The organism is Xanthomonas prunicola, from assembly GCF_025266575.1.
GTDB lineage: Bacteria > Pseudomonadota > Gammaproteobacteria > Xanthomonadales > Xanthomonadaceae > Xanthomonas > Xanthomonas prunicola.
This window is the reverse complement of sequence record NZ_CP096142.1, coordinates 4,358,323-4,383,143: the sequence shown is the minus strand read 5'-3', so window position 1 is coordinate 4,383,143 and position 24,821 is coordinate 4,358,323. Positions and strand designations below refer to the sequence as shown.

Sequence of the window (24,821 nt, the reverse complement as noted above, 5' to 3'; positions counted from 1 at the left end):
TTGTGAGGAATTGCGCGTTCGTGCGAATCATCCTGGCGTGCAAACCCGCTCACCCTCCGACTGCAGCCATGCCCCTGGACACAGACCTGCAAGCCCGCTTCAGCGCCCTGCTGCTGCAACACCGCGGCATCGTGCTGAAGGTAGCGGCCAGCTATTGCCACGACCGCGACGACCGCGACGAACTGGCGCAGGAAATCGCCACGCACCTGTGGCGGGCATTTCCCCGTTACGACCCGCGCCGGCGGTTTTCCACCTGGATGTACCGCATCGCCTTGAACGTGGCGATCAGCGACTTGCGCGGCCGCCGCCGCACGCCCGGCGAACCAATCGCGCTCGACGCGATGGTCGAGCGCATCGCCGATCCACTGGCCCACGACCCGATGCGCGAGCAGCAGGTCGCCGCGCTATACGCCTTCATCGCGCAACAACCGCCGCTGGAACGCGCCCTGTTGCTGCTCTATCTGGACGAGCACAGCTACCGCGAGATCGGCGAGGTACTCGGCATCAGCGAAACCAACGTCGCCACGAAACTCAGCCGCCTGAAAACCCGCATTCGCGCCGAACTTTGACCCACACCGATCCGCAACCGGAGCAAGACATGGAACTGGATGACATCGCCCTCGCCTGGCGGTCGCTGGAACAACGGCTGGACCAACAGAGCGCGCTCACCAGCCAGCTGCTGGGTGATATGCGCAGCCACGCAGCACGTGCGCAACTGCGCCCGTTGTGGCTGAGCCAATCGGCGCAATTGCTGTGCGCCATCGCACTGAGCGGCGTCATCGCCCACAGCTGGCTCCCGTTTGCCGATCAGGCGGCCGCCGTGATCGGCGGGGTGCTGCTGCACGTGTGGTGCGTTGCGCTGGCAGCCTCGGCGGTCCGTCAACTATGGCTGTTGTCACAACTGGATTTCGCCAGACCACTGCTACAGACGCAGCGCGCGCTTGCACAGTTGCGGGGCTGGCGCACACGCGTGGCGCCGTGGCTGGGCGTCGCGTTCTGGGTGCTGTGGGTTGCGGCGGCAGACGCGGCGTGGCGCGCCCTCACCGGCCTGTCTCTGTCGACCGCCTGGCTGCTGTGCAACGGGTTGGTCGGCGTGCTCGGCGGCCTCGGCACCTGGTTGGGCTATCGGCGGCTGCAGCGCAGCGGCCACCCCTGGCTGGAACGCCTCGACGCCGCGCATGCCGGCCGCAGCGTCGCCCGCACCGAAACCCTGCTCGAACAGATCGCGCGTTTCCAGCGCGAGTAGGCGGATAATCGCGGCCTTCCCGCGACCGAGCACACCATGCAACACCTGGAATTCGACCTGGACGGCGACTACATCGAACTCAACCAATTGCTCAAGCTGGCCGGCATTGCCGACAGCGGCGGCCAGGGCAAGGCGATTGTGGCCAGCGGCGCGGTCAGCGTCGACGGCGTGCAGGAGCTACGCAAGACCGCCAAGATCCGTCCTGGTCAGCTGGTGCAGCTGGACGATGTGGAAATTCGCGTGCTGGCACTGGACCCAGATGCCGAGTCCGACGCATGAAGGTGGTGGAGATCAGTCAACGCAACAACGCACCTTCGGCCAACGATCCAACGCACGACGTCTCTGTTTTTTCGATTGCCGTCGATTCGGACAAGCCGTTCTGGCTGGAGCAATCCATCCGCGGCGGCCATGCAGAGCGAGGCGGCTGCACCATGCTGGCCTTGCATGAACTGGACGCCTGGCCCGGCGACTGGCGTGCGGATGTGACCAAGGCCGGTTGCGCGTGGGTGATTCCGCTCCTGGAAGAAGCCCTGCGTACCAACGATACGCAGGCAGCAATCGACACGATCTTGGCGCGGGCGCAAGGGCCAGGTTGAGCCTCGCCCCTGCCGGCGATGCTGCCTCAGATGCCTAGCAGTGCGCGCACCAGTTTGACGATGCCCCAGAACGACACCACCCAGATGGCGCTACGCAGGTACGGGATCCCCGCGGCATACACCGGCACATAGGCCACGCGCGCCCACAGGTAGAGCTGCACGGCGAGTGCTGTTTCCGCACTGGTGCGCCCGGCCACGCTCACCGCCAGCACCGCTGCGGCAAAGATCGGAAAGGTTTCCAGATAGTTGCGGAACGCGCGGTCCAGCCGTGCGGCCACGCCGGTGAGCGGTTTGGCTTCCCCATCACGTGCGCTGGCATTCCACTTGGTGCCGCGTTGGGCGGTCATGCTGGCCGAGGCAGCCAGCAATTGCAGCAATCCGAGCACCATCGCCCAGCCCAGCATCTGCAGCTCGATCGTCAGTTGCATACGTTTCTCCCGGCCGATGGAAACATCACTTCACCGCCGTGCGCAGGCTGTAACCGGCCAGACGCCAGGTCTTGTCTTCGTCCAGACGGAACGACACCAGCTCGCGGACCGGCTGCTGCGCCTTGGCGAAGCGGGTCGGGAAGCTGACGTTGACATACAAGCCTTCGGGCACCTGCGCGCCGGGGCCGTACTTGACCCGCGTCACCGAGCCCTGCCCGCGCCCGACCACCGCACCCAGTCGCGCGCGTTCGGTACCGATCTGGCTGACGAAGACATCGCGCTTGACGGCGGTCTTGGCCACTTTGGACGCGCCATCCCACAAGGAAGCGACCTGATTGCCATCCACCATCTGCGTCACGCGCAGGGCCGCCTGGGTCATTTCGGTGTTCTGCTTGGTCAGCTGCGCTTGCTGCGCAGCGCTGAGTGCCGGCTGGCCCGCGGGCGCTGCAGGTGCCGACTGCGCCGCAGCCGGGCTAGCGGCGCGACTGGCGGCCTGCGGTTGTTGAGCGAACGCCAGCGCTGGAGCCAGTGCCAACGCGATAACCAGACGAGAACGAAGCATGGGACGAGGACCTTGTATGGATCGGGTGGAAAGGAGAAACACCGCACACCTTGCGTAGCGCAGTCTAGGGTGCGCCCCGCGCAACACAAGTCCCGAGTGCAGCGCAGTGCGGGATGGCGCGGAAGGCAAAACATGGCGAGCGGTGAGCAGGCGCGTATGAACATGTGCGCATCGACAGTGCAAGCGGCGACCATGGAACCGTGGCGACAGCGGTACGTACTGGAGGTAATCAGGTCTGGCAGCGGCGCGTCGTCCTTTGTGTGGAGTCGCCCATAGGCGGCGGACAGCAGCGTCAACTGGATGCGGACGCGCACTCGGCACTGTCGTGGACGTGCCACGCGCGACTCCCGGGCAACGCCACGCTGCCGTGGTCAACCACATAGCCACTTCATAATTGACCTTAAACCTCGCCACCGGGAGCCGGTGGCACGGCCGCCACGCCGCGCGGCCGCCACAGCCGCCAACTGACCCAGAAGGCCCGCGCAATCGCGGCAATCAGCGCCACCAGACTCAGCCAAGTCGCCGCTGTCGCCGGCCATTGTTCGTGCATGGCGGCAGCGGCCAGACGCAGCAACTCGGCCACACCGAAGCCGACCAACACCAACAGCGCCGACGGGAGATATGCCAGTAACACACCCTTGGTCTTGCCTCGCATACGCCCCCCGGCTCGGTTGTGATGCAGCGACGATAGGCAGCGCGCAGTGCGATACGCGTGAAGCCCGTCACTGCATTCAGCCTTCGGGGTGCGTCGCCGACTGCGGGCCGGCCTGGGCGGCATCCTGCGCTGGCGCGGCGTCTGGCTCGGTCGTTGGCGCACCAGCGCCTGCGGCACCATGCCGGGCCTCGCTGGTCTGCGCTTGACCGCTCTGCGTCTGGCCGTTCGCCGCCTCACCGGTCTGCGTCTCGACCGTCGGGCTGCCCGGTGGCAGGGCAGCCGCATCGGTTTCGGCCAGCGGGCTTTCTTCCGGGCAGGCCACATCCGGAAAGCCGAAACGCTGTTTCAACGCCAACCCGCAGGTATTGACCGCATCCAGGTCCGCCCCCTCGCCCTTGCACTTCTGATCGAAGGCCACCAGAAACGCGTCCTTGCGCCGCACGAAGGCATCGCCGCACTTGCGCATCTGGCGGATGCGTTCCAGATCGTCCTGCACAGCATTGGTGCCATCCAGCCCGTATTCGCGCAACTCCTCCATCGTCAGCAGGCGCAGGCTGCGGTTGGGCACGGTCATCATCAGATCGGCCACCGCCACTGCGACGCCGTTGCGCTCCAGATAATCCTTGACGTTGCCATAGACCTCGCGCAGCTCACGATTGAGCTCGGCGCGCGAAGTGGCCTTGGAGCTGATCCGCATCATGCGGTGAATGCCGACCTTGCCGGCGACCAGCCGGTTGTCGCCCGCTGCCAGCACGAACACACAGGCGCTATGGCAGATCGAGCCTTCGCGCACCCAGATGGTCCAGTTGGATTCGCCAATGGTGTCGCCGGCGCGGATCGCCGCCTCCACCTGCCCACCGCTCGAATCCAGATCCAGGATGCGATGCGGCAGCTGCCACTGCTCGGCCACCGAGGCAAGCCGCCACACTAGCGCCACAAATCCGGCGTTGATCTTGCCGACGTAACGCACCCGCACCAGCCCGGTCTCGCGACATGGCGCCAGCGCCGCTTCCACGCTGGCCCGGTCCAATGCCGGCAGCAGCGTGCCGTCGCCGGCCTCGCGGCTGTAATCGGTCGCGCAACTGATCCAGGCCTGGCCCAATTCCAGCGCCGCCTGTGGCCACCCCGCCTCTCCGGCCTGCGCACGCGGGCGCGGCGGCGGTATCGGGTCGGGCGTATCTACCGACACCATATGGTCGCCATCGCCCGCCTGCCCTGCACCATTCGGCTGCGCAACCGCTGCATCGGCAGAGGTCGCCGAACGATCGCAAGCAGCCAGCAGGAGCAAACAGGCAAGTGACAGACAAACCGATTTCAACATGATGCAGGGCACGGACCGCGACGGAGATCAATCGCAGTCTATGGCTGAATGGCCCGGTGGGTTGACCCAGCCATGAACGCGCTGGCCCGCCGCAACCCTGTCCGAAAACGGCCAGTCAGTACCGTGTGGAGCGCTTAGACTGGCGCCATGCAGACCGCAACGCCCGACCGAACCCAATGCGACCGCGCCCGCCTGGCGCGCGATGCACGCTTCGACGGGCTGTTTTTCACCGCCGTGCGCAGCACCGGCATCTATTGCCGTCCGGTGTGTCCGGCGCCGCCGCCGAAGCCGGCCAATGTCAGTTATTACCCCACGGCCGCGGCAGCCAGCGCGGCCGGCTACCGGCCGTGTCTGCGCTGCCGACCGGAGCTGTCGCCGCAGGCGCAGCAGCATCTGGGCGAAGAAAGTGTGCAGCGCGCACTGGCGATGATTGCCGACGGCGCGCTGCAGGAGCAGCCGGTGCAGACGCTGGCCGCTGCGGTGGGCTTGAGTGCGCGCCAACTGCAGCGGCAATTCGTGCAGCAGTTGGGTGCTACGCCGATCCAGGTGCACGGAACGCATCGTTTGCTGCTGGCCAAGCAGCTGCTGACCGAAACCGCCCTTCCGGTCACCGAGGTCGCACTCGCCGCCGGCTTCAACAGCTTGCGGCGGTTCAATGCTGCGTTTCTGGACGGCTGCGGCATGCCGCCGTCGGCACTGCGCACGCAGCGTAACGAGGTGCCGGGGGGCGCGCTGACTCTGCGGCTGGGTTATCGCCCGCCGCTGGATCTGCCGGCGATGCTGGCATTTTTGCAGCGCCGCGCGATTGCCGGGATCGAGCAGGTCGATGCGGACGGCTATCGTCGCGTGATCGGCCCGCCGGGCAAGGCCAGCGTGATCGAAGTCAGCGCGGCACCGCAGCGTGCGGAACTGCTGCTGCGCATCGGCGCCAGCGACCCGCGCCAGATTCCGCAGATCGTGCGGCGCGTGCGCCGGCTGTTCGATCTGGATGCGGACCTGCACGCCGTACACGCGACGCTTGCGCCCGAACCGCTGCTGGCCGAAGCAATCGCGCGTCGGCCAGGTCTGCGCGTGCCGGGGGGTTGGGACGGCTTCGAAGTGGCGGTGCGTGCGGTGCTGGGTCAACAGATCAGCGTGGCTGGCGCAGCGACACTGGCGGCGCGACTGGTCGACCGTCACGGCGGCCATCATGCCGACATGCCGCCCGGACTGGATCGCAGTTTTCCTACGCCCGAACAACTGGCCGAGGCGCCGCTGGAACAGATTGGGCTACCGCGTGCCCGTGCCGCGACGCTGCGTGCGCTGGCATCTGCCTGCGCGCAAGGTCAGCTGCATTTCGGTGCGGGGCAGCGCCTGCCCGACTTCATCACCGTCTGCACCGCGCTACCCGGGATCGGCCCGTGGACCGCGCATTACGTCGCCATGCGCGCGTTGTCGCATCCAGATGCGTTTCCGGCGGGCGATTTGATCCTACAGCAGGTGCTCGGCGCCCCCGAGCGTCTGAGCGAACGCGCGACCGATGCCCGTTCGCAGGCGTGGCGACCATGGCGCGCCTACGCCGTGCTGCACCTGTGGCATCTGGCCAACGACCGTAAGGACACCCGCGCATGAGCACACTGCACTACGACACCTTCCCCTCGCCGATCGGCGCGCTCAGCGTGGCCGCCGACGACAGCGGCGTACACCACATCCTGTTCGCGCAGAACCGCTACGACGCCGTCGGCCGCGCGCGCTGGCTGCACGCCCCCGATGCGCCGCTGGTGCGCGAAGCACGCGAACAACTGCTCGATTACCTGCATGGCGGGCGACGCAGTTTCGATCTGCCGCTGGCGCCGACCGGCACGCCGTTTCGGCTGACGGTCTGGCGCACGTTGGCGCAGATTCCGTTCGGGCAGACCTGGAGCTATGCGCAACTTGCGCAGGCGGTCGGCAAGCCGGCCGCGAGCCGCGCAGTGGGTGCCGCTAACGGGCGCAATCCGCTGCCGATCGTGCTGCCCTGCCATCGTGTGATCGGCGCCAATGGTGCGTTGACCGGCTTCGGCGGCGGGCTGCCGACCAAGCAGGCGTTGTTGCAGCTGGAAGGCTGGTCGCCGCGTCGCGCCGCGCGCGCCGACGATCTGTTCGCACCTGCATCCGCGCTACGCACTGGCTGACTTCGCGGCGTGATCGCTGCCACGTAAACTAACGCAATGATCGACCGACGTTTTGTAGTTGCCGTCGCGGCGTTTGCTCTGCTTGCGGCTTGTAGCAGCCAACCATCCTCGCGCAGCGCTCCCCGCGTGCCAGCTGCAGCGGCGAACACCGCATCCGCCAGCGCGCCGCATACCTTGTTGTTGATCTCCATCGACGGCCTGCGCGCCGACATGCTCGATCGCGGCATCACGCCTAACCTGTCGCAACTGGCACGCGCAGGCGTGCGTGCGCGCTGGATGACGCCATCGTATCCGTCGCTGACGTTTCCCAATCACTACACCGTGGTCACCGGGCTGCGCCCGGATCATAACGGCATCGTGCACAACAGCATGCGCGACCCGGCACTGGGGAGTTTCTGGTTGAGCAAACCCGATGCGGTGGGCGATGCGCGTTGGTGGGGCGGCGAACCGGTGTGGGTGGGCGTAGAAAAATCGGGCCAGCATGCGGCGACCTGGTCGTGGCCAGGAAGCGAGGCGGCGATCAAGGGCGTGCGCCCAGCGCAATGGCGCCATTACGAAGAAGGCGTGAGCCTGGACACGCGCGTGGACGCGGTGCGGAACTGGTTGAAAACCGACGCTGCCCAACGCAACCGCCTGGTCACGTTGTACTTCGAACACGTGGACGAAGCAGGCCACGACCATGGCCCGGGATCGCGCGAATACGCATCCGCCGTGCGCGCGGTGGATGCGGCCATCGGCAAGCTACTGGCAGGCATGCAGCGCGACGGTACCCGTGCGCGCACCAACATCGTCGTTGTCTCCGATCACGGCATGGCCGAGGTTGCGCCGGGACATGCGATCAGCGTGGAAGACATCGCGCCGCCGCAGATCGCCACGGCTGTCACCGACGGCCAGGTGATCGGTTTCGAGCCAATGCCCAGCCAGCAGGCCGCAGCCGAGGCCAGCTTGCTTGGCCCGCACACGCACTACGATTGCTGGCGCAAGACGGAACTGCCAGCACGTTGGCATTACGGCAGCCACCCACGGATTCCGCCGATCGTGTGCCAGATGCAGGAAGGCTGGGATGCGCTGTTTCCGGACAGGCTCGCCAAACGCGCGCAGCAAGACACGCGGGGCTCGCATGGCTTCGATCCGGGGTTGCCGTCGATGCGCGCAGTGTTCCTGGCGCAAGGTCCGGACCTGGCGCGGGGCAAGACACTGCCGGGCTTCGACAACGTGGATGTCTACGCGCTGATGACCCGGCTGCTGGGCATCCCGGCCGCGCCCAACGACGGCAATCCGGCGACCTTGCTGCCGGCCTTGCGCGTGCCGCTGGCAGCCAGACCGCAGTAGACGCGTCAGGCATCTGCGGTAGCGCTGACGAACTTGCAGGCCCGTGCAGCGTCAACGGCAATGTAGACGTAAGAAGACGCCACCCCATGGCGTCCCCAGGTACCAAATCCTGGCAACAGCACAGGAATGCGAGCCTTGAAGACACGGCGGCCGCCAGCCAGTGCGACAATAGCCAGATGTCTGGTTCCAATCCCCCGCCGCGTCGCTTGCGGCCACTGTTGTCCAGCGAAGGCTGGCGTCGTCGCGCTGCTCTGTGGGGCGGCGCAATTGCGGTGGCGCTGGTGGCGATCGTGTTCGCCAAGGCCAGCGACGCAGCCTTCCACCTGTTCCAGCGCATTACCGCACATTCGATCTGGTGGGCATTGCTGCTGACGCCGGGCATCTTTGCCCTGCTCGCCTGGCTCACCTCCGGTGCGCTGCGGCCAACGCGCGGCAGCGGCATCCCGCAAGTGATTGCCGCGCTGGAGCACCCCGACCCCGCGTTTCGCGACAGCAACCTCTCGTTGCGTGTCTCGGTTGGCAAGCTCGCGCTAACCACCTTGTCGCTGCTCGGTGGCGCATCGGTGGGGCGCGAAGGACCCACCGTGCATGTCGGTGCCAGCCTGATGCATGTGTTCGGGCGCTGGTTCGGTTTTCGCGACCCGCGCGAGCTTTCGCATTTTCTGCTCGCCGGTGGCGCTGCCGGCATTGCAGCGGCGTTCAATACGCCGCTCGCAGGCGTGGTATTTGCGATCGAAGAACTGAGCGGGCGCTTCGAGCACCGCTTCTCCGGCACCTTGCTCACCGCCGTGATCGTCGGTGGCGTGGTGTCGCTGGGCCTGCTGGGCAGCTACACCTATTTCGGCAAAGTGGCGGTGGCCTTGCCATTGGGTCAGGCGTGGCTGGCGATTGCGCTATGCGGCAGCGTGGCCGGATTGCTGGGCGGGGTATTTGCGCGGTTGGTGCTGGCTAGCGTCAGCGGTAAACCGCGTTGGTTAGGCGCGCTGCGCCAACGGCATCCGGTGCTGCTGGCTGCGTTGTGCGGCCTGGCCTTGGTCGGGCTTGCGGTGGTGTTCGGGCAAGGCGCCTTCGGCACCGGCTACGAGCAGGCGCGCAGCCTGGTGCAGGGCCACGCCGTCGTCGGCCACGAGTTCGGCATGATGAAGCTCATCGCCAATCTGGTGTCGTATTTGGCCGGCATCCCGGGCGGTCTTTTTTCACCGGCGCTGGCAGTGGGAGCCGGCATCGGCCACAACCTGTCGGTACTGATGCCCAGCGTGGACCCACGCACCTTCGTGCTGCTGGGCATGTGCGCCTATCTCACCGGCGTAACCCAGGCGCCGCTGACCTCGGCGGTCATCTCGCTGGAGCTCACCGACACCGGCCAGATGCTGCTGCCGATCCTGGCCACTGTGCTGATTGCGCGGGCGGTGTCCGGGCTGGTCTGCAAGACGCCGATCTACCGAGGCCTGGCCGAGCAGTTGCTGTCGCCACCTGGCGCCGTGGCGAAGCCGACGACTGCCACGCCGCCGCACTGATGATGGGTATGGCCGGCCCGCAGTGCTGAGCGTCATGCGCTGCGGAAGGGCCGATCCGATGCGGAGTTGTTCATTGATCGGCCGCGCGCACCAACGTTGGTCGCCCGGCTGCTGACAGCAACGCGATGCAAGCCGAGCTCTGCCCTTGCCAAGGCGGTTAGGAAAAAGCGGCCTTCCAGGCTATCTCCTTCCTGCCCAACATCTTGACCGTGCCGTCCAGGCAACATCGGGCCTAGACATAAAAAAACGCGGCGCAAGTGCCGCGTTTTGGTGTCGCCAAGCGGCTGGGATCAGCCGGCTTTGGCGACGGTCTTCTTGGCGACGGCCTTCTTGGCCGGGGCCTTGACCACGCCCTTCTTGGCAACCGGGGCAGCTGCACCCACGACAACCTTGCTCACCGCGTGCGAACGCGAATTGCCGTAGCTGGCGTTGTAGCGCTTGCCCTTGGCGGTTTTACGGTCACCCTTACCCATTTCGTCAACTCCTGAATGTGAATACAAATTCCCGTGCTGGCACGGGTCTGGCGAGGTTTCACCGGCGGCGCCCTCGCGCAAGGCCGACAAGCCTACCACGGCGGTCCCGGCCAGCGTAGCCGGGCAGCGCCGGCCGCCTCACGGAGCTATCTGACCGGGACGCAGTGCGCGCGGTGGCGAGCCGCCATCGGGTGGGCGTGGGCGCCGCCGAGCAATCTGAAGGTGCGAGTGGCAGATGTCCATTCCGCCCGCCTTCCGCGTCGGCCTGGCGGCCACGCAACCGCCTTGCTCCAGATTCCTAGTGCGCGCAGCTGGCGTCGTGGACATGGCCGTGCCCGTGATTCAGGCGCAGATTGACCAAGTGCGCGATGCCGACCAGGGCGCCGCCCAGCGTCATCACCACCGCATGCGGCACCACCGAATGATGCAGCGGGTCGTACAACAGGCCCACCCATAACAGCACCAGGCCCGGCAGCAGCAATGCCAGCGCGTGCAGCGCTTTGTGCCGGCGATACCCGAGCACCAGGCTGAAAAGGCCCAGCAGGGTCACGAACACCACGATGGCCAGTTCCACCCCATCGCCCAACCAGAACGACAGGCCCAGCGAAGGCGCCAGGGCCAGTACCAGCGGCAATACCGCGCAGTGCACGGCGCATAGCAGCGACCCGGTTGCGCCGAAGCGGTCGAGAAGATGACGAAGGGTCGGTAGGGGCATAAGGTCCAACAGGTGCTCGCGGCGATGTGGAATAATATAACATCTTACTGTTCCAGCCTGGCATCACTGCATCGCGCAGCGGTGCAGGTCATTGCCGCCGGCGCAGCAGGCAAGCTGCGCCTTACCACTGATACACGGTAAAAACTACAGAGTCCCGCCCACCATGCCTGCACGTTCCGCTCCCTCGTTCCGCCGCTCCACGCTTTCGCTGGCCCTGACCAGTCTGCTGACCCCCGCCCTGGCCATGGCCGAGGACGTACCTGTCATTGCCGACGCACAGACCCCGCCCAGCTCGGACACGCGCCACGATGCCAGCCGTTCCAGCGGCCGGCATATCAAGGATCTGGACAAGGTCGTGGTCACCGCCAGCCCGCTGCGCGATGCGGCCGGTGAATTGAGCCGCCCGGTGGAAGTGCTGGCCGGTGAACGTCTGGACGAGGTGCGCAGTTCGAGCCTGGGCGAAACCGTGGCAAGCCTGCCCGGCGTGCAGAGTTCCAACTTCGGCCCCGGCGTCGGCCGGCCGATCATCCGCGGCCTGGATGGTCCGCGCGTGGCAGTGTTGCGCGATGGCCTCTCTACACAAGACGTGTCCACCGTCAGCCAGGACCATTCCCCGGCGATCGAGCCGTTTCTGGCCAACCAGATCGAGGTGTTGAAAGGCCCGTCCACGCTGCTGTACGGCTCCGGTGCCATCGGCGGCGTGGTCAACGTGGTCGATGGGCGTATTGCAGAAACGCCGGTGGATGGCGTCAGCGGGCGTGCCGAAGTGCGCTTCGACGGCGGCGACAAGGACGGCAACACCGACATGTTCCGCGTCGATGCCGGCAACGGCAGCGGGCTGTCGATCCATGCCGATGGCGTGTATCGCAACCAGAACGACTACGACACGCCGCAGGGTCGTCAGCTCAACAGCTGGGTCGATTCCAAGGTGGGCTCGATCGGCGCGTCGCTGTCTGGCGACTGGGGTTTTGTCGGCCTGTCGGCATCGCGCTTCCGCGACAACTACGGCAACCCCGGCGAGCCAGGTGACCCGTCCATCGGCGAGCGCGGCGTCTCGCTGAAGCTGCAGCAGGACCGCTACGACCTCAAGGGCGGGCTGACCGATCCGTGGGGCGAAGGCAGCGCGCTGCGTTACAGCTTCGGCCACACCGATTACGCACACACCGAGTTCGAAGGCGAAGAAGTCGGCACGGTGTTCACCAAGCGCGCCAACGAAGGCCGCGTGGAAGCATCGTTCACCTTCGGCGGCGGTTGGCAGACCGCGTTCGGCCTGCAGGGCAGCGACACCACGTTCCAGGCGGTGGGCGAAGAATCCTTCGTGCCCAAGACCGATACGCGTTCGCTCGGCGCATTCGCCGTGGCGCGCAACAGCTGGGAACGCGTCACCGCCGAAATCGGCGCGCGCGTGGACAAGGTCAAGTACCAGACCGACATCGGCGTGGACCGCGATTTCAGCCCGACCAGCTTCTCGGCCAGCGGCGGTTTCCGTTTCAACGAGCAATGGCGCCTGACCGCCAACCTGGACCACGCCGAGCGCGCACCGGCCGAAGAAGAGCTGTTCGCCAACGGCCCGCATATCGCCACGCTCGCCTATGAGATCGGCGATGCGGATCTGAAGACCGAAAAGGCCAACCAGGCCGAGCTGGGGCTCAACTTCCAGAACGACTGGGTGGATGCCAAGGTGGCGGCGTACTACAACCGCTACAACGACTTTGTCTACATCGTCGACACCGGCAATCAATGGTTCAACGAAGAAGACAACGACTTCCTGCCGATTCGCCAGTGGACGCAGGCCGATGCGACCTTCCACGGCTTCGAAGGCGAGGCCACCTTCCATCTGGCCAACAACGACAACGGCGCGTGGGACCTGCGCGTCTTCGGCGATACCGTGCGCGCGCGTCTGAACGATGGCGGCAACCTGCCGCGTATCGCACCGGGACGTTTCGGCGCGCAGCTGCATTGGAATGCGGAGCAGTGGCGCGCCTCGCTCGGTGCCACCCGCACCATGAAGCAGGACAAGGTGGCAGTGAACGAAACACCGACCGCCGGCTATACCTTCGTCGATGCGCATCTGGCGTATCACGTGGATCGCGGCAGCACTGCCTGGGAAGTGTTCCTGGACGGCAACAACCTGACCAATCAGGACGCACGCGTGCACACCTCCTTCCTCAAGGATGACGTGATGCTTCCTGGCCGCAGCGCGTCGTTCGGCGTGCGCTTGTTCTTCTGACAGCGGACTCTCTCCTCCGCTGACTGGAAGCGAGGCCGCCTTCGGGCGGCCTTTTTATGCGCGTTGCGGACGCAGCAGCGTGCTGCATGCGGTCTGCAGCCGCATGCGTCGCCGTGTGCGTCAGCCCGGCGCACACGATGTGATCGCCGCCACACCGCAGGCAAACACGGCCGCACTGTTCACCTAGAAGTGCAGACCGCAACTGCTGCGTCGCACAACAGGCTGTGGTGCATCTAGGGTTAAAACTTCATTAGCACTGCGCTGACAGGGGGCGCAAGCGACGCGATAGCGCGGGCGCGCGCGTGCACTGGCTGCCGATGCATGCATACCACTGCATGGCTCGACAGCGTTCTTGCACTTGAGACAAGGAGCCTTGCGCATGCGTTTTTCATCACCCCGCTACACCCTCTCGCTCGCCGTCGCTGCCGTGCTGCTGGCACCGGACGGCCGCACGCAGACCGTCACGCCTGCAGCGGGCAATCAGGACGCCACCACGCTGGATGCCGTCATCGTCAGCGGTACCGCGCGCTTCAAGGGCCTGGCCAAGCGCGACGCCAGTTTTTCGATCACCACGGCCAGCCCGGAACAGATCCAACAAGCGGTCCCGCAGAGCACTGCCGACTTGCTCAAAATCGTGCCCGGGGTCTGGGCCGAGCCGAGCGGCGGCGGGACCGGCGCCAATATCTTCGTGCGCGGCATGCCTTCTGAAGGCGATGCGCCGTTCGTGACCATGCAACTGGATGGCTCACCGCTGTTCCCACCACCGACCTTGTCGTTCCTGGAAAATTCCACGCTGTTCCGCGTCGACGATACGGTCGAGCGCATGGAAGTGCTGCGCGGTGGCTCCAGTCCCATCTTCTCCAACGGCCAGCCCGGATTGACCGTCAATTTCATCCAGAAAAAAGGCCAGGACGAACCCGAAGGCAGTGTGCGCCTGACCGGTGGCAACAACGCATTGCGCCGCATCGATGTGTTCAACAGCGGGCCGATGGGCAATGGCTGGTACTACAGCGTGGGTGGATTCTTTCGCGACACCGATGGCGTGCGCGACCCGCAGTTCTCCGCCGACAAGGGCGGTCAATTCAGCGCCACCTTGAGCAAGCGCTGGGACCGCGGCGAGCTGTCGCTCTATGGGCGCCACACCGACGACAACAACGCGTTCTACACCCCGATTCCGTTGCTCTCGCGCAACGACGGCAACGATCTTTCCAGCTTCCCCGGCTTGAACGCGCAAACCGGCACCCTGCTCGGGCGCGATTTCCGCAACGTGGATCTGCTGGTCGGCCCGAATGGCCAGACGCTACGACGCGATCTGGCCGACGGGCGCGGCGTCAACATCGATGTGTTCGGCGGCGAATGGAACTGGGAGCGCAGCAGCTGGACCGTGGCCGACCGCTTCAACGTGATGAGCGGCAGCGCGCCGACCTACGCCCTGTTCACCGGCGATGCGCCGCAACGTCTAGGCGATTTCATTGCCGGTTACGGCAGCAGCGGTAATGCCAGTTACACCAACGGCGGCGGCGCGGTGGATACGAACCAGCAAGTGCTCGAAGCCGGTTGGTGGTCGGTGGACAAGCGCCTGAATTCATTCACCAACGACCTGCGTCTGAGTCGCGAGTTGTTTGCCGGCAACACGCTGACCGTCGGCGCGTATTACGCCAGGTATTCCTCTGCCGACACCTGGTACCTGGGCAACACCATGCTGCTCACCGCGCAAAACAACGCGCGCCGCATCGATGTGGCATTGGACGATGGCCGCCAGCCCACCCGCCAGGGCTTTACCAGCACCGCCTTCCTCAACCTGCGTGCCAAGTACAACGGCGAAAACATCGCCGCCTTCGTCGCCGACGAGTGGGAGCTGAGTCAGCGCCTGCGCCTGGACCTGGGCGCGCGCTACGAGCGCCAGAGCGTCACCGGCGATGTGCACGACACCGCCACCGTGGATCTGGATGGCCACCCGGCCACGCTGTACGACAACGCCACTTCGCTGGCACTGGCCACCACGCGGCGCATCGATCAAGACGATGAAGCGCTCTCGTGGACGGCCGGCTTGAACTTCACGCTCGATCAGAACAACAGCCTGTTTGCACGGGTCAACTCCGGAGTGAAGTTTCCCGGTTTCGACAACCTGCGCGATGGCCAGAACCGCGTGCAGGATGTGGATCAATACGAGCTGGGCTTGAAGTCCGGCACCAGCGCGTACGACCTGTATCTCACCGCGTTCTACAACACTTTCAGGAACTCGCCGTTCCAGGCATTTCTGGCCAATGGCCAGAATTTCACTGCGGTGGGCGATTCGCGCGCACGCGGGCTGGAAGTGGAAGGTGCGATCCGGCCGTTCGGCGGGTTTGAGCTGACTGGCACCGGGGTGTGGCTGGATGCGAAATACCGCAACTATCGCGAGTTCACCGGCAACCAGGTGATGCGCCAACCCAAGCGCCAGTTCCGCATCACGCCCAGCTATTACTGGATGCTGCCGTTCGGCGACCTCAAGGTGTTTGCCACCTATTCGTACATCGGCGAGCGCTTCGCGGATCTGGCCAACAGCCAGCGCCTGCCCTCGTACGACATGGTGGATATCGGCGCCAACCTACATGTGGGCGAACACTGGGAAGTGACCGCCAGCGGCAGCAACGTCACCGACACACTGGGGCTGACCGAAGGCAACGTGCGCGTGCCGGGTGCGGCCACCGGGGGCGTCTTCATGGGCCGGCCGATTGCCGGGCGGCAGTACCAGATGTCGGTGGCGTACCGCTGGTAGATCGGCGCAGCAAGGGTCCGCGCAGCAGCGGAGACTGCTGCGCGGCCCCTTGCGGACAGCGCGCACCGTTTCACCGCGTCGCGTCGCGGCGCCGGCGCATGTCCGGATTGGCGACCGCCATTGCAGAACGCTGCCTGGCAACGGCGCAGGCGCCTTCCCCATGCGCGGCATGCGATGGACATCGCCAGACGCCCAGGTTGAAAGCAGGACCACGTGCGAAGACGCGCGGCGCATCGTGATGGGTTATTTCAATCGATACGACCTGTCTTGCCGAATTTCGCAGAAAATTTTCGATAAAAAACTTAGCGTGCAAGACGCAACTGGTCAAACACGTCACCAATTGTGCGATGTATCACGCAGGCATCGTCGATCGCAGGCAGTGCAGGTCCGTGCGTTCCCGCTCTTTACTCTGACGGTTGCCGCGGTGCACACGCACCGCCAACATCGGCTGCGTCGACACGCTCAGGGAGCCGAGGCACGACCTGACCGCATTTACTCCATTCATGGAAATGTGCTTTTTTGCCGTCCCGGGATAAACGGACATGACGCCTGCTGCTCGCTCTTTCGCATTAATGAACTCTTTTCGCAGGCGCCCGCTCGCATCGTTGATCGGCGCATTGCTGATCGGCAGCGCGCCGCATTCGGTGCTGGCTGCAACACCGGCAGCCGCTGCTGCCACCCTTGCACACATCAACGCCACACACAGCGCCACCGCGAAAGCCACCGGCACCGATCCGTTGTTTCGCTACCAATGGCATCTGCTCAATCAAGGCCAGCCGGTGTTCGGCGACCAACGTCCACGGCCCGGCGTCGATCTGGATGGGGACATCCTGCACACGCTCGGCATCCGCGGCGCTGGAGTCAAGGTGGCGGTCATCGATGATGGGCTTGAGATTGCGCATGAGGATCTTGTCGACAACATCGTTGCCGGCGGCTCGCATAACCTTTTGAATGGCTCCAACGATCCGACGCCGCCTGCGGATGACATCGACACCGACCACGGCACCGCGGTCGCCGGCATCATCGCGGCACGTGGATGGAATGGATTGGGTGGACGCGGTATTGCACCAGAGGCAAATTTGGCTGGCTTCAACGCACTTTCCGTGAGCGATGGAAGCAAGCAGTACGTCGACATCCGTTACTCCTGGGGCGATGGTCCACAAGCCCGTGCGATGGACGTGTTGGTGGGCGCAGTCAATGCCGATGGGGTGCGCGCGAGTTACTCATCGTCCGGATCCGCAGTATGGGTGTCCGGGCTGTCTGGCGAGTATGGCTTTCAACGTCGCTTCGACCCGCATCCGGAGACATTCAAGGAGCTCTATGCACTGCTCGCCACGCAGGGCCCGCAGCGATTCTTCTCGCCGGCGATCGTCACGACCGATCTGAGCGGATGTGCTGCAGGCAACAATCGCGATCGCACGCGCGCGCCGCAGAATGCGCTGGATACCAGCCACTCGAAAATTGATGCATCGTGCAACTACAGCGCACGCATGAACGGCACCTCTGCCTCCGCACCAACGGTGGCAGGCGTCGCCGCGCTGATGCTCAGCGCCAACCCGCAACTGACGCTGCGCGACGTGGAATACATTCTGGCCACGACCGCAGTGCAGGTCGATCCCAATCAGGCCAAGGTGTTCTACAAGGACACCGTGATCGAGCCCGCCTGGATCACCAACGCGGCCGGCCAGCGTTTCAGCAACTGGTACGGCTTCGGCCTGGTGGATGCAGCCGCGGCGGTGGAGCGCGCCGTGCATTTCACTCCGCTGCCTGCAATGCAGGACACCGAGTGGACCGTCTATGACGGAAACAGCAGTACCATCGGTGGTATCGGGTCGCCAGCGCACTTGACGATCGACATCAAACAGTCCTTCAAGGTGGAAGGCGTACAGCTGTACTTCGCGGGGACGCACAAGAATCCTCGTAACCTGCGCGCAGGGCTGGTATCGCCCAGCGGCACCCGTAGCACCGTGATGACGCCGTTTTCCACGCTCGATCCGGGTGATGGCTTCGTGGTGTTCCTGACCTCCAGTAGTGCCTTCCTGGACGAACCGTCGGCCGGTCGCTGGACATTGGAGGTGGACGACATGCTCGCCGACAACGGCAAGGAACAACTGCAGGAATTCGAAATGCGCGTGGTGGGCCACTGACATGAAGACCTCTCTGATCACACTGCTGTGCGTCGTTGCCGTCAGCCTTTCCGCGCCCGCCTCGGCACAGGTGTTCGATCGCGCACGCCTGCATGCCGCCGCAACCGAGCAAACCGTTGTGGTGGGCCGTGCCAAGTTCCGGCTGATTCCAGGAGCAGCGGTGCGGCTGGCCGACGCCACGCGCAGCACTGCCGCCATGCAATCGCTAAGAAGCACACAGACCAGCGCGAACGCGCCCGTTGCCCGCGTCGATCACTACGCGATCTATCTCGACAGCACCAGCGCCGTGGACGCGGTTGCGCGCACCACGCGCAGCGAACCATCGGCGACCGTCGTTGCCGCGCTGGAAACGCGTAGCGGCCAGCCGGCATTGCTGGGTGCGTCGATCAAATTGTTCGATACCACTCCCGCCATCGCGCGTGCACTGGCCACGCGTACAGGCGGCAGGTTGCTCTATGCATCCGCCATCGACGGCAGCGCGATGATCGGCTACGCCTCGGCGATGACGGCATTGGACAATTGCCGACAGCTGCAAGGCAGCAACGGCGTGGGAGCGATCAAGCCGGAAGTGATCGTTCCGGCGGCACGACCGCTGTGACGCGACTGCGCTAGCACCTTGGCAGTCATGCTCGCCACGCTGCATTGGGTTGCAGCGCGGCAGGTTGGCGCAGCCCGCCTGACAGCGGCAGCGGGCTGCGCTCTGCAAACTGCCCGCGCCAATAGGGGTAATAGGGATACGGCGGTTCTACTGCACTGACCTGATCCAGGCGGGCGCGCTGGTCGTCGGTCAACGACCAGCCCACCGCACCCAGGTTTTCGCGCAGTTGCACGTCGTCGCGTGCGCCGATGAGCACCGTGCTGACGGTAGGCCGCTGCAACAGCCAGTTAATGGCGATCTGCGGTACGCTGCGGCCGGTCTCTGCGGCGATGGTGTCCAGTACATCGACAATGTCGAACAAACGCGCATCGTCGATTGCAGGGCCGGCCGCGGCGGTGGCATGCAGGCGGCTGTGTTGCGGCAACGGCTGGCCGCGCCGCAGCCTGCCGGTGAGTCTTCCCCAACCCAGTGGGCTCCACACCACCGCACCAATGCCCTGGTCGATGCCCAGCGGCATCAGTTCCCACTCGTAGTCGCGTCCGGCCAGCGAGTAATAGGTCTGGTTGGCGACGAAGCGGCTCCAGCCGTGCGCATCGGCCACCGCCTGCGATTTCATCAGCTGCCACCCGGCGTAATTGGAAGCGCCCAGATAGCGCACCTTGCCTGCGCGCACCAGGCCGTCGAGCGTGGACAGGGTTTCTTCCATCGGCGTCATTGCATCGAAGGCGTGCAGCTGCAGCAGATCGAGGTAGTCGGTGCGCAGGTGCCGCAACGATGCGTCCACCGCACGCAGCAGGCGGAAACGCGATGCTCCGGCATCGTTGGCCCCATCGCCCAGGCGCAGGCCGGTCTTGGTCGAGATGATCACCTGATCACGGCGGCCTTGTAGCGCTTGGCCGAGGATGTCTTCGGACGCGCCATCGGAATACACATCGGCGGTGTCGAACAGGTTGAGCCCTGCCTGCAGGCACACATCGATCATGCGCCGCGCCTGCGCCACATCGGTGTCGCCCCATGCGGAAAACAACGGCCCTTTACCGCCGAACGTACCGGCCCCCAAGCCGAGCACGGGCACCTTGAAACCGGAACGGCCAAGTAGACGGGTTTCCATCAAATGACTCCTTGCAGACTTGAATGAGGAATGCGCTGCGTTGTCGCTGACCACTCGCGCATCTGTATTGGCTGGTCGCGAAACCAGCGGTTATGCAGCACATCACGATCCGCTGGACGCGTACTGCGCCAACGCAGGCAATCGCCAGCGCAACGAACTCACCCCACCTGTGCGCATACCGATGGCGCAGGAGCGCAGCGGCGCTGCAGCTGCACGCTCCACAGTGCGAGCCCCAGGCCGATGGCAGTCAACAGCGCGGCCACCCACGGCGTTGCGACCAAGCCGGCCTGCGTGGCGAGCACCACACCGCCCAGCCATGCGCCTAGCGCATTGCCCAGATTGAAAGCGGCGATATTCAGGCTAGAGGCCAGGTTCTGGCCGGCGCCGCGCGCATGTTCCAGCACGCGCAACTGCAACGGCGCCACGGTGGCGAAGGCGGCCACGCCCAGTAGCCCGACACAGATCACCATCGCGGCCTTGCTGTGCAACGCAAACCCCAGCGCGCCCAGTACCACCACCAGCGCAGCCAGGCTGCCCAGCAACGCCGCAGTGGGACGACGGTCCGTCAGCCGCCCGCCGAGCAGATTGCCGACGATCATGCCCACGCCGAACACCAGCAGCACCGGCGACACCGCCGATTGCGCGAACCCGGTGATCTGCAGCAGCAGCGGCTGGATGTAGGTGAACACCGCGAACACGCCGGCGTAACCCACCACCGTGATCGCCAGGGCCAGCAGCACCTGCCCGCGCCGCAGCACTGCCACTTCCTGCCGCCACGACACCGGCGTGGCGGCACCGGCGGCCGCCGGCACCCACAAGGCGACCGCGGCAGTGGCCAGCACGCCGATCACGGCCACCGCCCAGAAGGTTGCGCGCCAGCCCAGTTGCAGGCCAAGCCAGGCCCCCGCCGGCACCCCGAGCAGCGTCGCTACGGTCAGCCCGGCGAACATCAGCGAGATTGCCGATGCACGGCGTTCGGCCGGCACCAGCGAGGTCGCCACCACAGCGCCTACGCCGAAAAACGTGCCGTGGGCCAGCGATGTCAGCACCCGCGCGACCATCAGGCTGGTGTAGTCCGGCGCCAGCGCGCAGGCCACGTTGCCGACGGTGAAGATCAGCATCAGCCCGACCAGCACGGCCTTGCGCGGCAGGCGTGCGCTGGCCAGGGTCAGCACCGGCGCACCGACGCACACGCCCAGCGCATAGCCGCTGATCAACAGGCCCGCCGCGCTGAGCGAGACGCCCAGATCGGTGGCCACCTGCTGCAGCAGCCCCATGATCACGAACTCGGTGGTGCCAATGCCGAAGGCACCAATGGTCAATGCCAGCAACGCTGGCGGAAAGCGCGACGAACGCGTGGAGATGAGGCTAGACATGGGAGGGGACCAGAAAAGACTGCGACCAGCCTGCGCTTGGCAGTTCTTCGTAAAAACCCCTGCTATCCTGATTCACTTTCAATCAATCATTGAGAATGGTGTGGACCGTCTTGGCGACATTGCCCTGTTCCTGCGTGTGCTCGACCTGGGCTCGATCACCGCGGCCGCGCGCAGCCTGGATCTGTCGATCGCGGTGGCCAGCCAGCGCCTCAAGCGCCTGGAACGCGAGTTGGGCGTGCGCCTGCTGCACCGGACCACGCGCCGCCTGCATCCCACTGCCGAAGGCCAACGGCTGGCCGAACGTGGCCGCGTGCTGGTGGAAGATCTGAACGCGCTGGCCGAGGACCTGCGCGAAAGCGCGCACGACGTCGGCGGTGTGCTGCGCATGACCATGTCCGCCTCATTCGGACGCCAATACGTGTCGCCGCTCCTGCCGGAATTCCAGGCGCGGCACCCGCGCCTGCGCATCAGCGCGCACCTGAGCGATGACCTGGTGGATCTCGTCAAACAAGGCTTCGATCTGGCAATCCGCATCGGTCCGCTGGATGACTCCGGGCTGGTGGCCCGGCGCATCGCTGACAACCGCCGCACCCTGGCGGCCTCGCCCGATTACCTGCAGCGTCACGGCACGCCGCGCACGCCGGACGAGCTCGCCCAGCACGCCGGCGTGCTGCTGATGGGCCGCGACGGCCGCCAAGATATGTGGACACTGCAAACGCCCCAAGGCGGGCTGGTGCGCGTGCGCATGCAGAGCCGCTTCGAGAGCAACTTCGGCGAACTGGTGCGCGACGCGGTGGTCGCCGGCCAGGGCATTGCAGTGCATTCGTATTGGCACATCGCCGAGGAATTGCGCAGCGGCCGTCTAGCCGAAGTGATGCGCGACTACCCGCCGCCGACCTCGCATATCAGCGCAGTGATGCCGGCGCGCCAGCTGCAACCGCCGCGTGTGCGTGCGTTTGTGGATTTCCTGCTGGAGCGGCTCGGCGAGCAGCCGCCGTGGGACGTGGCGGCGTAGCGCCCGCTTGCCGGGGCGCCTGCGCAAGCCGGCATTGGTGGTTGTCGTGAGGATGGCGCACTGGCCAAACGCGCGTGCCGACACTGCGACCTGGCGTACGGCGACGCCTGCGACAGGTCACGTGCCACCGGAGACGACGGCAGCGATAACGTGCAGGTTGCGTATCACGCGCAGACTGTATCCATTCGATGACAGTCCCCAGGCGCAACTCTTCGCTTGATGGGGCGCCCGGCTAACCCGTTGCATCAGCGATCTCACCGTTGCGGCACAGGATCACCAGGTGAGGCTCTCTGCTCATGCGCAACCGCACGGATAGTGCTTTTCGCAGATTAAGAGCGGCTAACAAAACGTAGCGAGCAGCCGTCAGGTGGGCGCGGACGGCGCGCAGGAACCGGAGTGTACGAGTGGTACATGCCGATTCCGAGCACCGGCCGCGCCCGCCTGGGGGCTGCGCAGTAGTTTTGTTAGTTTCTCTAACGCCCGCCGCGCAGCAGGCGCTTCTGCAAGCTCCGGCGCTGCGCATCGCTCAACAGATGCCCATGCGTGCGCAACAGCCCAAGGATCTGCAGATGCGCCTGCGCGGTGCGCTGATCCAGCTCTGCGGTGGCAGCGGCTTCCAACCGCTGCCACTCGGCGGGACTGGTCGGCATCGGGAAGCTGGAACGTTTTGCGGGCATGGCATGCCAAAGCTGCTGAGAAGACGGCGTCTATCATACGGCCGTCCCGTGAGCAGGCTCTTAGCGCCGGAGCTGCACGCGCTCAAGGCAAGCGGCGACTGCAGCCGCGCGTTTCCAGCGGACGCGACCCTACACGCTTCATGTCATGCCTTGCCGCCGACACCACCTGCACTCTTGTACGATCGGTGCTATCGCGGCTGGGCCGCATTGCGTCGTCGACGAGTTTTCGCATGTCTTCGCTGACCGAGTTGAGCACGCTACTGCTGCGTCATGCCCCTGGCGACGGCATGCATCCCACCCCGATTGCGGGGTTGCAAATCATGCGCAGCGCGTTGCCCACCGTGCCCATGCCGACCGTCTATACGCCCATGCTGTGCCTGGTGGCGCAGGGCCGTAAGCAAGCAATGCTGGGCGCGCAGGCGTACGTCTATCACCCGCAGATGTATCTGGTGGCGTCGGTGGATCTGCCCATCGTCGGCTCGGTGATCGAAGCCAGCAGCGCGCAGCCGTACCTGTGCTTCTGCCTGGACCTGGACACCGCGGTACTCAGCGAACTGGCGATCCATCATCCGGAATTGGTGGACACCCAGCGCGATGCGACATCGGCCGGGCTGCTGCTCAATCGCAGCACGCCGCAACTGCAGGACGCCGCGCTGCGGCTGGCGCGCCTGCTGGATGAGCCGCATGAAATCGCCGCGCTCGCCCCATTGATCGTGCGCGAACTGCTGTACCGCCTGATGGCCGACCCGGCCAACGCGGCGGTGCGCCAGATGGCGATCGCCGACAGCCGGCTCAATCAGATTTCCAAAGCCATCGTGTGGTTGCGCGAACACTACGCGCAGCGTTTCAGCATCGAGCAGATCGCCGATCTCTCGGCGATGAGCCGCTCCACCTTTCATGCGCATTTCAAGGCGGTGACCACGATGACGCCGCTGGAATACCGCTCACAGCTGCGTTTGCACGAAGCACGTCGCTTGATGGTGGCCGAGGCGCTCACCGCCGCCGACGCCGGCTTCCGCGTTGGCTACGAGAGCGCATCGCAATTCAGTCGCGATTACGCACGCATTCTTGGCATCCCGCCCGCACGCGATGCGCAACGGCTGCGTGCCAACGCGCAGGACGCCACCGAAGCGGCGTAATGCAGCCGGTGCATAGCGCTGGCACCGCAGCGAACCCAGCGGGCCGCCGCGGAGTCCGCCAACGCTGGGGCGGCCCTTTCACCGCATCAGCATCACCGCTTTCACTCGGCGGTGTATTGTGCCTCGCTTACCTGCTCCAGCCAGGTCACCGGCGTGCCGTCCTGCGACTCGGCAATGGCGATATGCGACATCGCCACGTTGGCGTTCGCGCCGTGCCAATGCTTGACGCCCGGCGGAATCCACACGATGTCGCCCGGGCGGATCTCCTGCGCCGGCTTGCCCCACTCCTGCACCCTCCCCGCACCGGCGGTGACGATGAGCGTCTGCCCCAAGGGATGGGTGTGCCAGGCGGTACGCGCGCCCGGCTCGAAGGTCACCGTGGCACCGCTTACCCGCGCCGGCGCGTCGGCCTGGAACGGTGCGTCGATGCGTACCTTGCCGGTGAAATACTCGGCCGACCCCACCGCCGATGCCGCACCGCCGGCGCGGCTCACCTTGATCGGCGTTGCAGGCTCACCTGGCGTAACGGTGGCCATCATTGATAGCGATAGTGCATTCGCGAACAGATGCATTGCAGTGCTCCTTGATTCGAGTCCCCGCACTGTAGCGCGCTTGCGCACCGCCATTACTCCCCGCCACGCATGCACGTGGACGCACCGTGCATCACGCGCGCGGCCTCGATCAGCCCGATGCAGCGGATGCAGCGGATGCAGCGGATGCAAAGGTATCGACGCCGAGGCATTCGGACACACCATATTTTCGCCGTAAC

Annotated in this window: 24 protein-coding genes and 1 other RNA gene; 14 read left to right on the top strand and 11 right to left on the bottom strand. The window is 65.5% G+C overall.

The features are described from left to right. Positions 1-68 precede the first annotated feature (68 nt). Genes M0D43_RS18760 through M0D43_RS18745 form a run of 4 tightly spaced genes read left to right on the top strand, consistent with a single transcriptional unit; the run spans position 69 to position 1,842 of the window. Positions 69-569 carry an RNA polymerase sigma factor gene (locus tag M0D43_RS18760; protein WP_260807463.1) on the top strand — a complete coding sequence of 167 codons (501 nt, stop codon included), beginning with the start codon at positions 69-71 and terminating at the stop codon, positions 567-569. Between the two features lie 29 nt (positions 570-598). Next, entirely contained in the window at positions 599-1,246 is a 648-nt protein-coding gene (locus tag M0D43_RS18755; RefSeq protein WP_260807462.1) for a hypothetical protein, read from the top strand. A 36-nt stretch (positions 1,247-1,282) separates the two neighbouring features. After that, positions 1,283-1,525, top strand: coding sequence for an RNA-binding S4 domain-containing protein (locus M0D43_RS18750; protein ID WP_260807461.1), 243 nt, complete (start codon positions 1,283-1,285; stop codon positions 1,523-1,525). Continuing rightward, the gene (locus tag M0D43_RS18745; RefSeq protein ID WP_101361532.1) at positions 1,522-1,842 is read left to right on the top strand and encodes a hypothetical protein; all 321 of its coding nucleotides are present in this window, start codon (positions 1,522-1,524) and stop codon (positions 1,840-1,842) included. The genes M0D43_RS18750 and M0D43_RS18745 overlap by 4 nt, the downstream gene beginning before the upstream one ends. A gap of 26 nt (positions 1,843-1,868) precedes the next feature. On the opposite strand, the gene M0D43_RS18740 is transcribed toward M0D43_RS18745, so the two are convergent. The 4 genes from M0D43_RS18740 to M0D43_RS18725 all read right to left on the bottom strand — a co-directional run bounded on the left by M0D43_RS18740 (position 1,869) and on the right by M0D43_RS18725 (position 4,808). Then, positions 1,869-2,270 (bottom strand): MAPEG family protein, encoded by a 402-nt coding sequence (locus M0D43_RS18740; protein ID WP_260807460.1) that lies wholly within the window; start codon positions 2,268-2,270, stop codon positions 1,869-1,871. A 25-nt stretch (positions 2,271-2,295) separates the two neighbouring features. Next, the gene (locus M0D43_RS18735) at positions 2,296-2,832 is read right to left on the bottom strand and encodes a DUF4019 domain-containing protein (protein WP_101361534.1); all 537 of its coding nucleotides are present in this window, start codon (positions 2,830-2,832) and stop codon (positions 2,296-2,298) included. A 400-nt stretch (positions 2,833-3,232) separates the two neighbouring features. Further along, on the bottom strand, positions 3,233-3,487 hold the full coding sequence (locus M0D43_RS18730; RefSeq protein ID WP_252162566.1) for a hypothetical protein: 255 nt from the start codon (positions 3,485-3,487) through the stop codon (positions 3,233-3,235). Positions 3,488-3,563: 76 nt separating this feature from the next. Further along, complete coding sequence (locus M0D43_RS18725) at positions 3,564-4,808, bottom strand: COG3904 family protein (protein ID WP_252162565.1); 1,245 nt, start codon at positions 4,806-4,808, stop codon at positions 3,564-3,566. A gap of 147 nt (positions 4,809-4,955) precedes the next feature. Between M0D43_RS18725 and M0D43_RS18720 the strand changes: the two genes are divergently transcribed. The 4 genes from M0D43_RS18720 to M0D43_RS18705 all read left to right on the top strand — a co-directional run bounded on the left by M0D43_RS18720 (position 4,956) and on the right by M0D43_RS18705 (position 9,810). Further along, positions 4,956-6,419, top strand: coding sequence for an AlkA N-terminal domain-containing protein (locus tag M0D43_RS18720; RefSeq protein ID WP_260807459.1), 1,464 nt, complete (start codon positions 4,956-4,958; stop codon positions 6,417-6,419). After that, on the top strand, positions 6,416-6,961 hold the full coding sequence (locus tag M0D43_RS18715; protein WP_260807458.1) for a methylated-DNA--[protein]-cysteine S-methyltransferase: 546 nt from the start codon (positions 6,416-6,418) through the stop codon (positions 6,959-6,961). The genes M0D43_RS18720 and M0D43_RS18715 overlap by 4 nt, the downstream gene beginning before the upstream one ends. A 36-nt stretch (positions 6,962-6,997) precedes the next feature. Next, entirely contained in the window at positions 6,998-8,293 is a 1,296-nt protein-coding gene (locus M0D43_RS18710) for an alkaline phosphatase family protein (protein WP_260807457.1), read from the top strand. Between the two features lie 176 nt (positions 8,294-8,469). After that, entirely contained in the window at positions 8,470-9,810 is a 1,341-nt protein-coding gene (locus M0D43_RS18705; protein WP_252162561.1) for a chloride channel protein, read from the top strand. A 290-nt stretch (positions 9,811-10,100) separates the two neighbouring features. Here M0D43_RS18705 and M0D43_RS18700 read toward each other — a convergent pair whose 3' ends face one another. Continuing rightward, a complete protein-coding gene (locus tag M0D43_RS18700) occupies positions 10,101-10,283 on the bottom strand; it encodes a 30S ribosomal protein THX (protein ID WP_008571876.1) in 183 nt (60 codons plus the stop codon). Positions 10,284-10,581: 298 nt separating this feature from the next. Further along, entirely contained in the window at positions 10,582-10,998 is a 417-nt protein-coding gene (locus M0D43_RS18695) for a MerC domain-containing protein (protein ID WP_101361541.1), read from the bottom strand. Positions 10,999-11,161: 163 nt separating this feature from the next. Here M0D43_RS18695 and M0D43_RS18690 point away from each other — a divergent pair, with 163 nt between their 5' ends. The 4 genes from M0D43_RS18690 (at position 11,162) to M0D43_RS18675 (ending at position 18,734) form a co-directional block, all read left to right on the top strand. After that, a complete protein-coding gene (locus tag M0D43_RS18690; RefSeq protein WP_252162559.1) occupies positions 11,162-13,228 on the top strand; it encodes a TonB-dependent receptor in 2,067 nt (688 codons plus the stop codon). A gap of 379 nt (positions 13,229-13,607) precedes the next feature. Continuing rightward, entirely contained in the window at positions 13,608-15,989 is a 2,382-nt protein-coding gene (locus M0D43_RS18685) for a TonB-dependent receptor (RefSeq protein WP_260807456.1), read from the top strand. A gap of 572 nt (positions 15,990-16,561) precedes the next feature. Then, positions 16,562-18,136, top strand: a complete 1,575-nt coding sequence (locus M0D43_RS18680; RefSeq protein WP_260807454.1) for a S8 family serine peptidase — start codon at positions 16,562-16,564, stop codon at positions 18,134-18,136. Position 18,137: 1 nt separating this feature from the next. Then, positions 18,138-18,734 (top strand): hypothetical protein, encoded by a 597-nt coding sequence (locus tag M0D43_RS18675; protein WP_260807453.1) that lies wholly within the window; start codon positions 18,138-18,140, stop codon positions 18,732-18,734. A gap of 25 nt (positions 18,735-18,759) precedes the next feature. Here the strand turns inward: M0D43_RS18675 and M0D43_RS18670 are convergent, their stop codons facing one another. Beyond that, complete coding sequence (locus M0D43_RS18670; protein ID WP_260807452.1) at positions 18,760-19,845, bottom strand: aldo/keto reductase; 1,086 nt, start codon at positions 19,843-19,845, stop codon at positions 18,760-18,762. Positions 19,846-20,003: 158 nt separating this feature from the next. After that, positions 20,004-21,221: an MFS transporter gene (locus M0D43_RS18665; protein ID WP_260807451.1), complete on the bottom strand. Its 1,218-nt coding sequence runs from the start codon at positions 21,219-21,221 to the stop codon at positions 20,004-20,006. 100 nt (positions 21,222-21,321) lie between these two features. Between M0D43_RS18665 and M0D43_RS18660 the strand changes: the two genes are divergently transcribed. Next, positions 21,322-22,236 carry a LysR family transcriptional regulator gene (locus M0D43_RS18660; protein ID WP_252162554.1) on the top strand — a complete coding sequence of 305 codons (915 nt, stop codon included), beginning with the start codon at positions 21,322-21,324 and terminating at the stop codon, positions 22,234-22,236. Between the two features lie 337 nt (positions 22,237-22,573). Here M0D43_RS18660 and M0D43_RS18655 read toward each other — a convergent pair. Together M0D43_RS18655 and M0D43_RS18650 are read right to left on the bottom strand one after the other, a co-directional pair. Beyond that, a non-coding RNA gene (locus M0D43_RS18655) (sX9 sRNA) lies at positions 22,574-22,649 on the bottom strand. A gap of 60 nt (positions 22,650-22,709) precedes the next feature. After that, a complete protein-coding gene (locus M0D43_RS18650; RefSeq protein WP_101361549.1) occupies positions 22,710-22,913 on the bottom strand; it encodes a hypothetical protein in 204 nt (67 codons plus the stop codon). Between the two features lie 230 nt (positions 22,914-23,143). Between M0D43_RS18650 and M0D43_RS18645 the strand changes: the two genes are divergently transcribed. After that, positions 23,144-24,052, top strand: coding sequence for an AraC family transcriptional regulator (locus M0D43_RS18645; RefSeq protein WP_252162553.1), 909 nt, complete (start codon positions 23,144-23,146; stop codon positions 24,050-24,052). 101 nt (positions 24,053-24,153) lie between these two features. Here M0D43_RS18645 and M0D43_RS18640 read toward each other — a convergent pair whose 3' ends face one another. Then, complete coding sequence (locus M0D43_RS18640) at positions 24,154-24,624, bottom strand: (R)-mandelonitrile lyase (RefSeq protein WP_252162552.1); 471 nt, start codon at positions 24,622-24,624, stop codon at positions 24,154-24,156. Positions 24,625-24,821 lie beyond the last annotated feature (197 nt).

Bases quoted from the DNA above. Each gene is read 5' to 3' on its own strand.
- M0D43_RS18730 (WP_252162566.1), bottom strand. From the start codon at position 3,487: ATGCGAGGCAAGACCAAGGGTGTGTTACTGGCATATCTCCCGTCGGCG.
- M0D43_RS18735 (WP_101361534.1), bottom strand. From the start codon at position 2,832: ATGCTTCGTTCTCGTCTGGTTATCGCGTTGGCACTGGCTCCAGCGCTG.
- M0D43_RS18645 (WP_252162553.1), top strand. From the start codon at position 23,144: ATGTCTTCGCTGACCGAGTTGAGCACGCTACTGCTGCGTCATGCCCCT.
- M0D43_RS18675 (WP_260807453.1), top strand. From the start codon at position 18,138: ATGAAGACCTCTCTGATCACACTGCTGTGCGTCGTTGCCGTCAGCCTT.
- M0D43_RS18695 (WP_101361541.1), bottom strand. From the start codon at position 10,998: ATGCCCCTACCGACCCTTCGTCATCTTCTCGACCGCTTCGGCGCAACC.
- M0D43_RS18725 (WP_252162565.1), bottom strand. From the start codon at position 4,808: ATGTTGAAATCGGTTTGTCTGTCACTTGCCTGTTTGCTCCTGCTGGCT.
- M0D43_RS18665 (WP_260807451.1), bottom strand. From the start codon at position 21,221: ATGTCTAGCCTCATCTCCACGCGTTCGTCGCGCTTTCCGCCAGCGTTG.
- M0D43_RS18740 (WP_260807460.1), bottom strand. From the start codon at position 2,270: ATGCAACTGACGATCGAGCTGCAGATGCTGGGCTGGGCGATGGTGCTC.
- M0D43_RS18755 (WP_260807462.1), top strand. From the start codon at position 599: ATGGAACTGGATGACATCGCCCTCGCCTGGCGGTCGCTGGAACAACGG.
- M0D43_RS18760 (WP_260807463.1), top strand. From the start codon at position 69: ATGCCCCTGGACACAGACCTGCAAGCCCGCTTCAGCGCCCTGCTGCTG.
- M0D43_RS18690 (WP_252162559.1), top strand. From the start codon at position 11,162: ATGCCTGCACGTTCCGCTCCCTCGTTCCGCCGCTCCACGCTTTCGCTG.
- M0D43_RS18640 (WP_252162552.1), bottom strand. From the start codon at position 24,624: ATGCATCTGTTCGCGAATGCACTATCGCTATCAATGATGGCCACCGTT.
- M0D43_RS18745 (WP_101361532.1), top strand. From the start codon at position 1,522: ATGAAGGTGGTGGAGATCAGTCAACGCAACAACGCACCTTCGGCCAAC.
- M0D43_RS18750 (WP_260807461.1), top strand. From the start codon at position 1,283: ATGCAACACCTGGAATTCGACCTGGACGGCGACTACATCGAACTCAAC.
- M0D43_RS18670 (WP_260807452.1), bottom strand. From the start codon at position 19,845: ATGGAAACCCGTCTACTTGGCCGTTCCGGTTTCAAGGTGCCCGTGCTC.
- M0D43_RS18700 (WP_008571876.1), bottom strand. From the start codon at position 10,283: ATGGGTAAGGGTGACCGTAAAACCGCCAAGGGCAAGCGCTACAACGCC.
- M0D43_RS18720 (WP_260807459.1), top strand. From the start codon at position 4,956: ATGCAGACCGCAACGCCCGACCGAACCCAATGCGACCGCGCCCGCCTG.
- M0D43_RS18715 (WP_260807458.1), top strand. From the start codon at position 6,416: ATGAGCACACTGCACTACGACACCTTCCCCTCGCCGATCGGCGCGCTC.
- M0D43_RS18710 (WP_260807457.1), top strand. From the start codon at position 6,998: ATGATCGACCGACGTTTTGTAGTTGCCGTCGCGGCGTTTGCTCTGCTT.
- M0D43_RS18705 (WP_252162561.1), top strand. From the start codon at position 8,470: ATGTCTGGTTCCAATCCCCCGCCGCGTCGCTTGCGGCCACTGTTGTCC.
- M0D43_RS18680 (WP_260807454.1), top strand. From the start codon at position 16,562: ATGAACTCTTTTCGCAGGCGCCCGCTCGCATCGTTGATCGGCGCATTG.
- M0D43_RS18685 (WP_260807456.1), top strand. From the start codon at position 13,608: ATGCGTTTTTCATCACCCCGCTACACCCTCTCGCTCGCCGTCGCTGCC.
- M0D43_RS18650 (WP_101361549.1), bottom strand. From the start codon at position 22,913: ATGCCCGCAAAACGTTCCAGCTTCCCGATGCCGACCAGTCCCGCCGAG.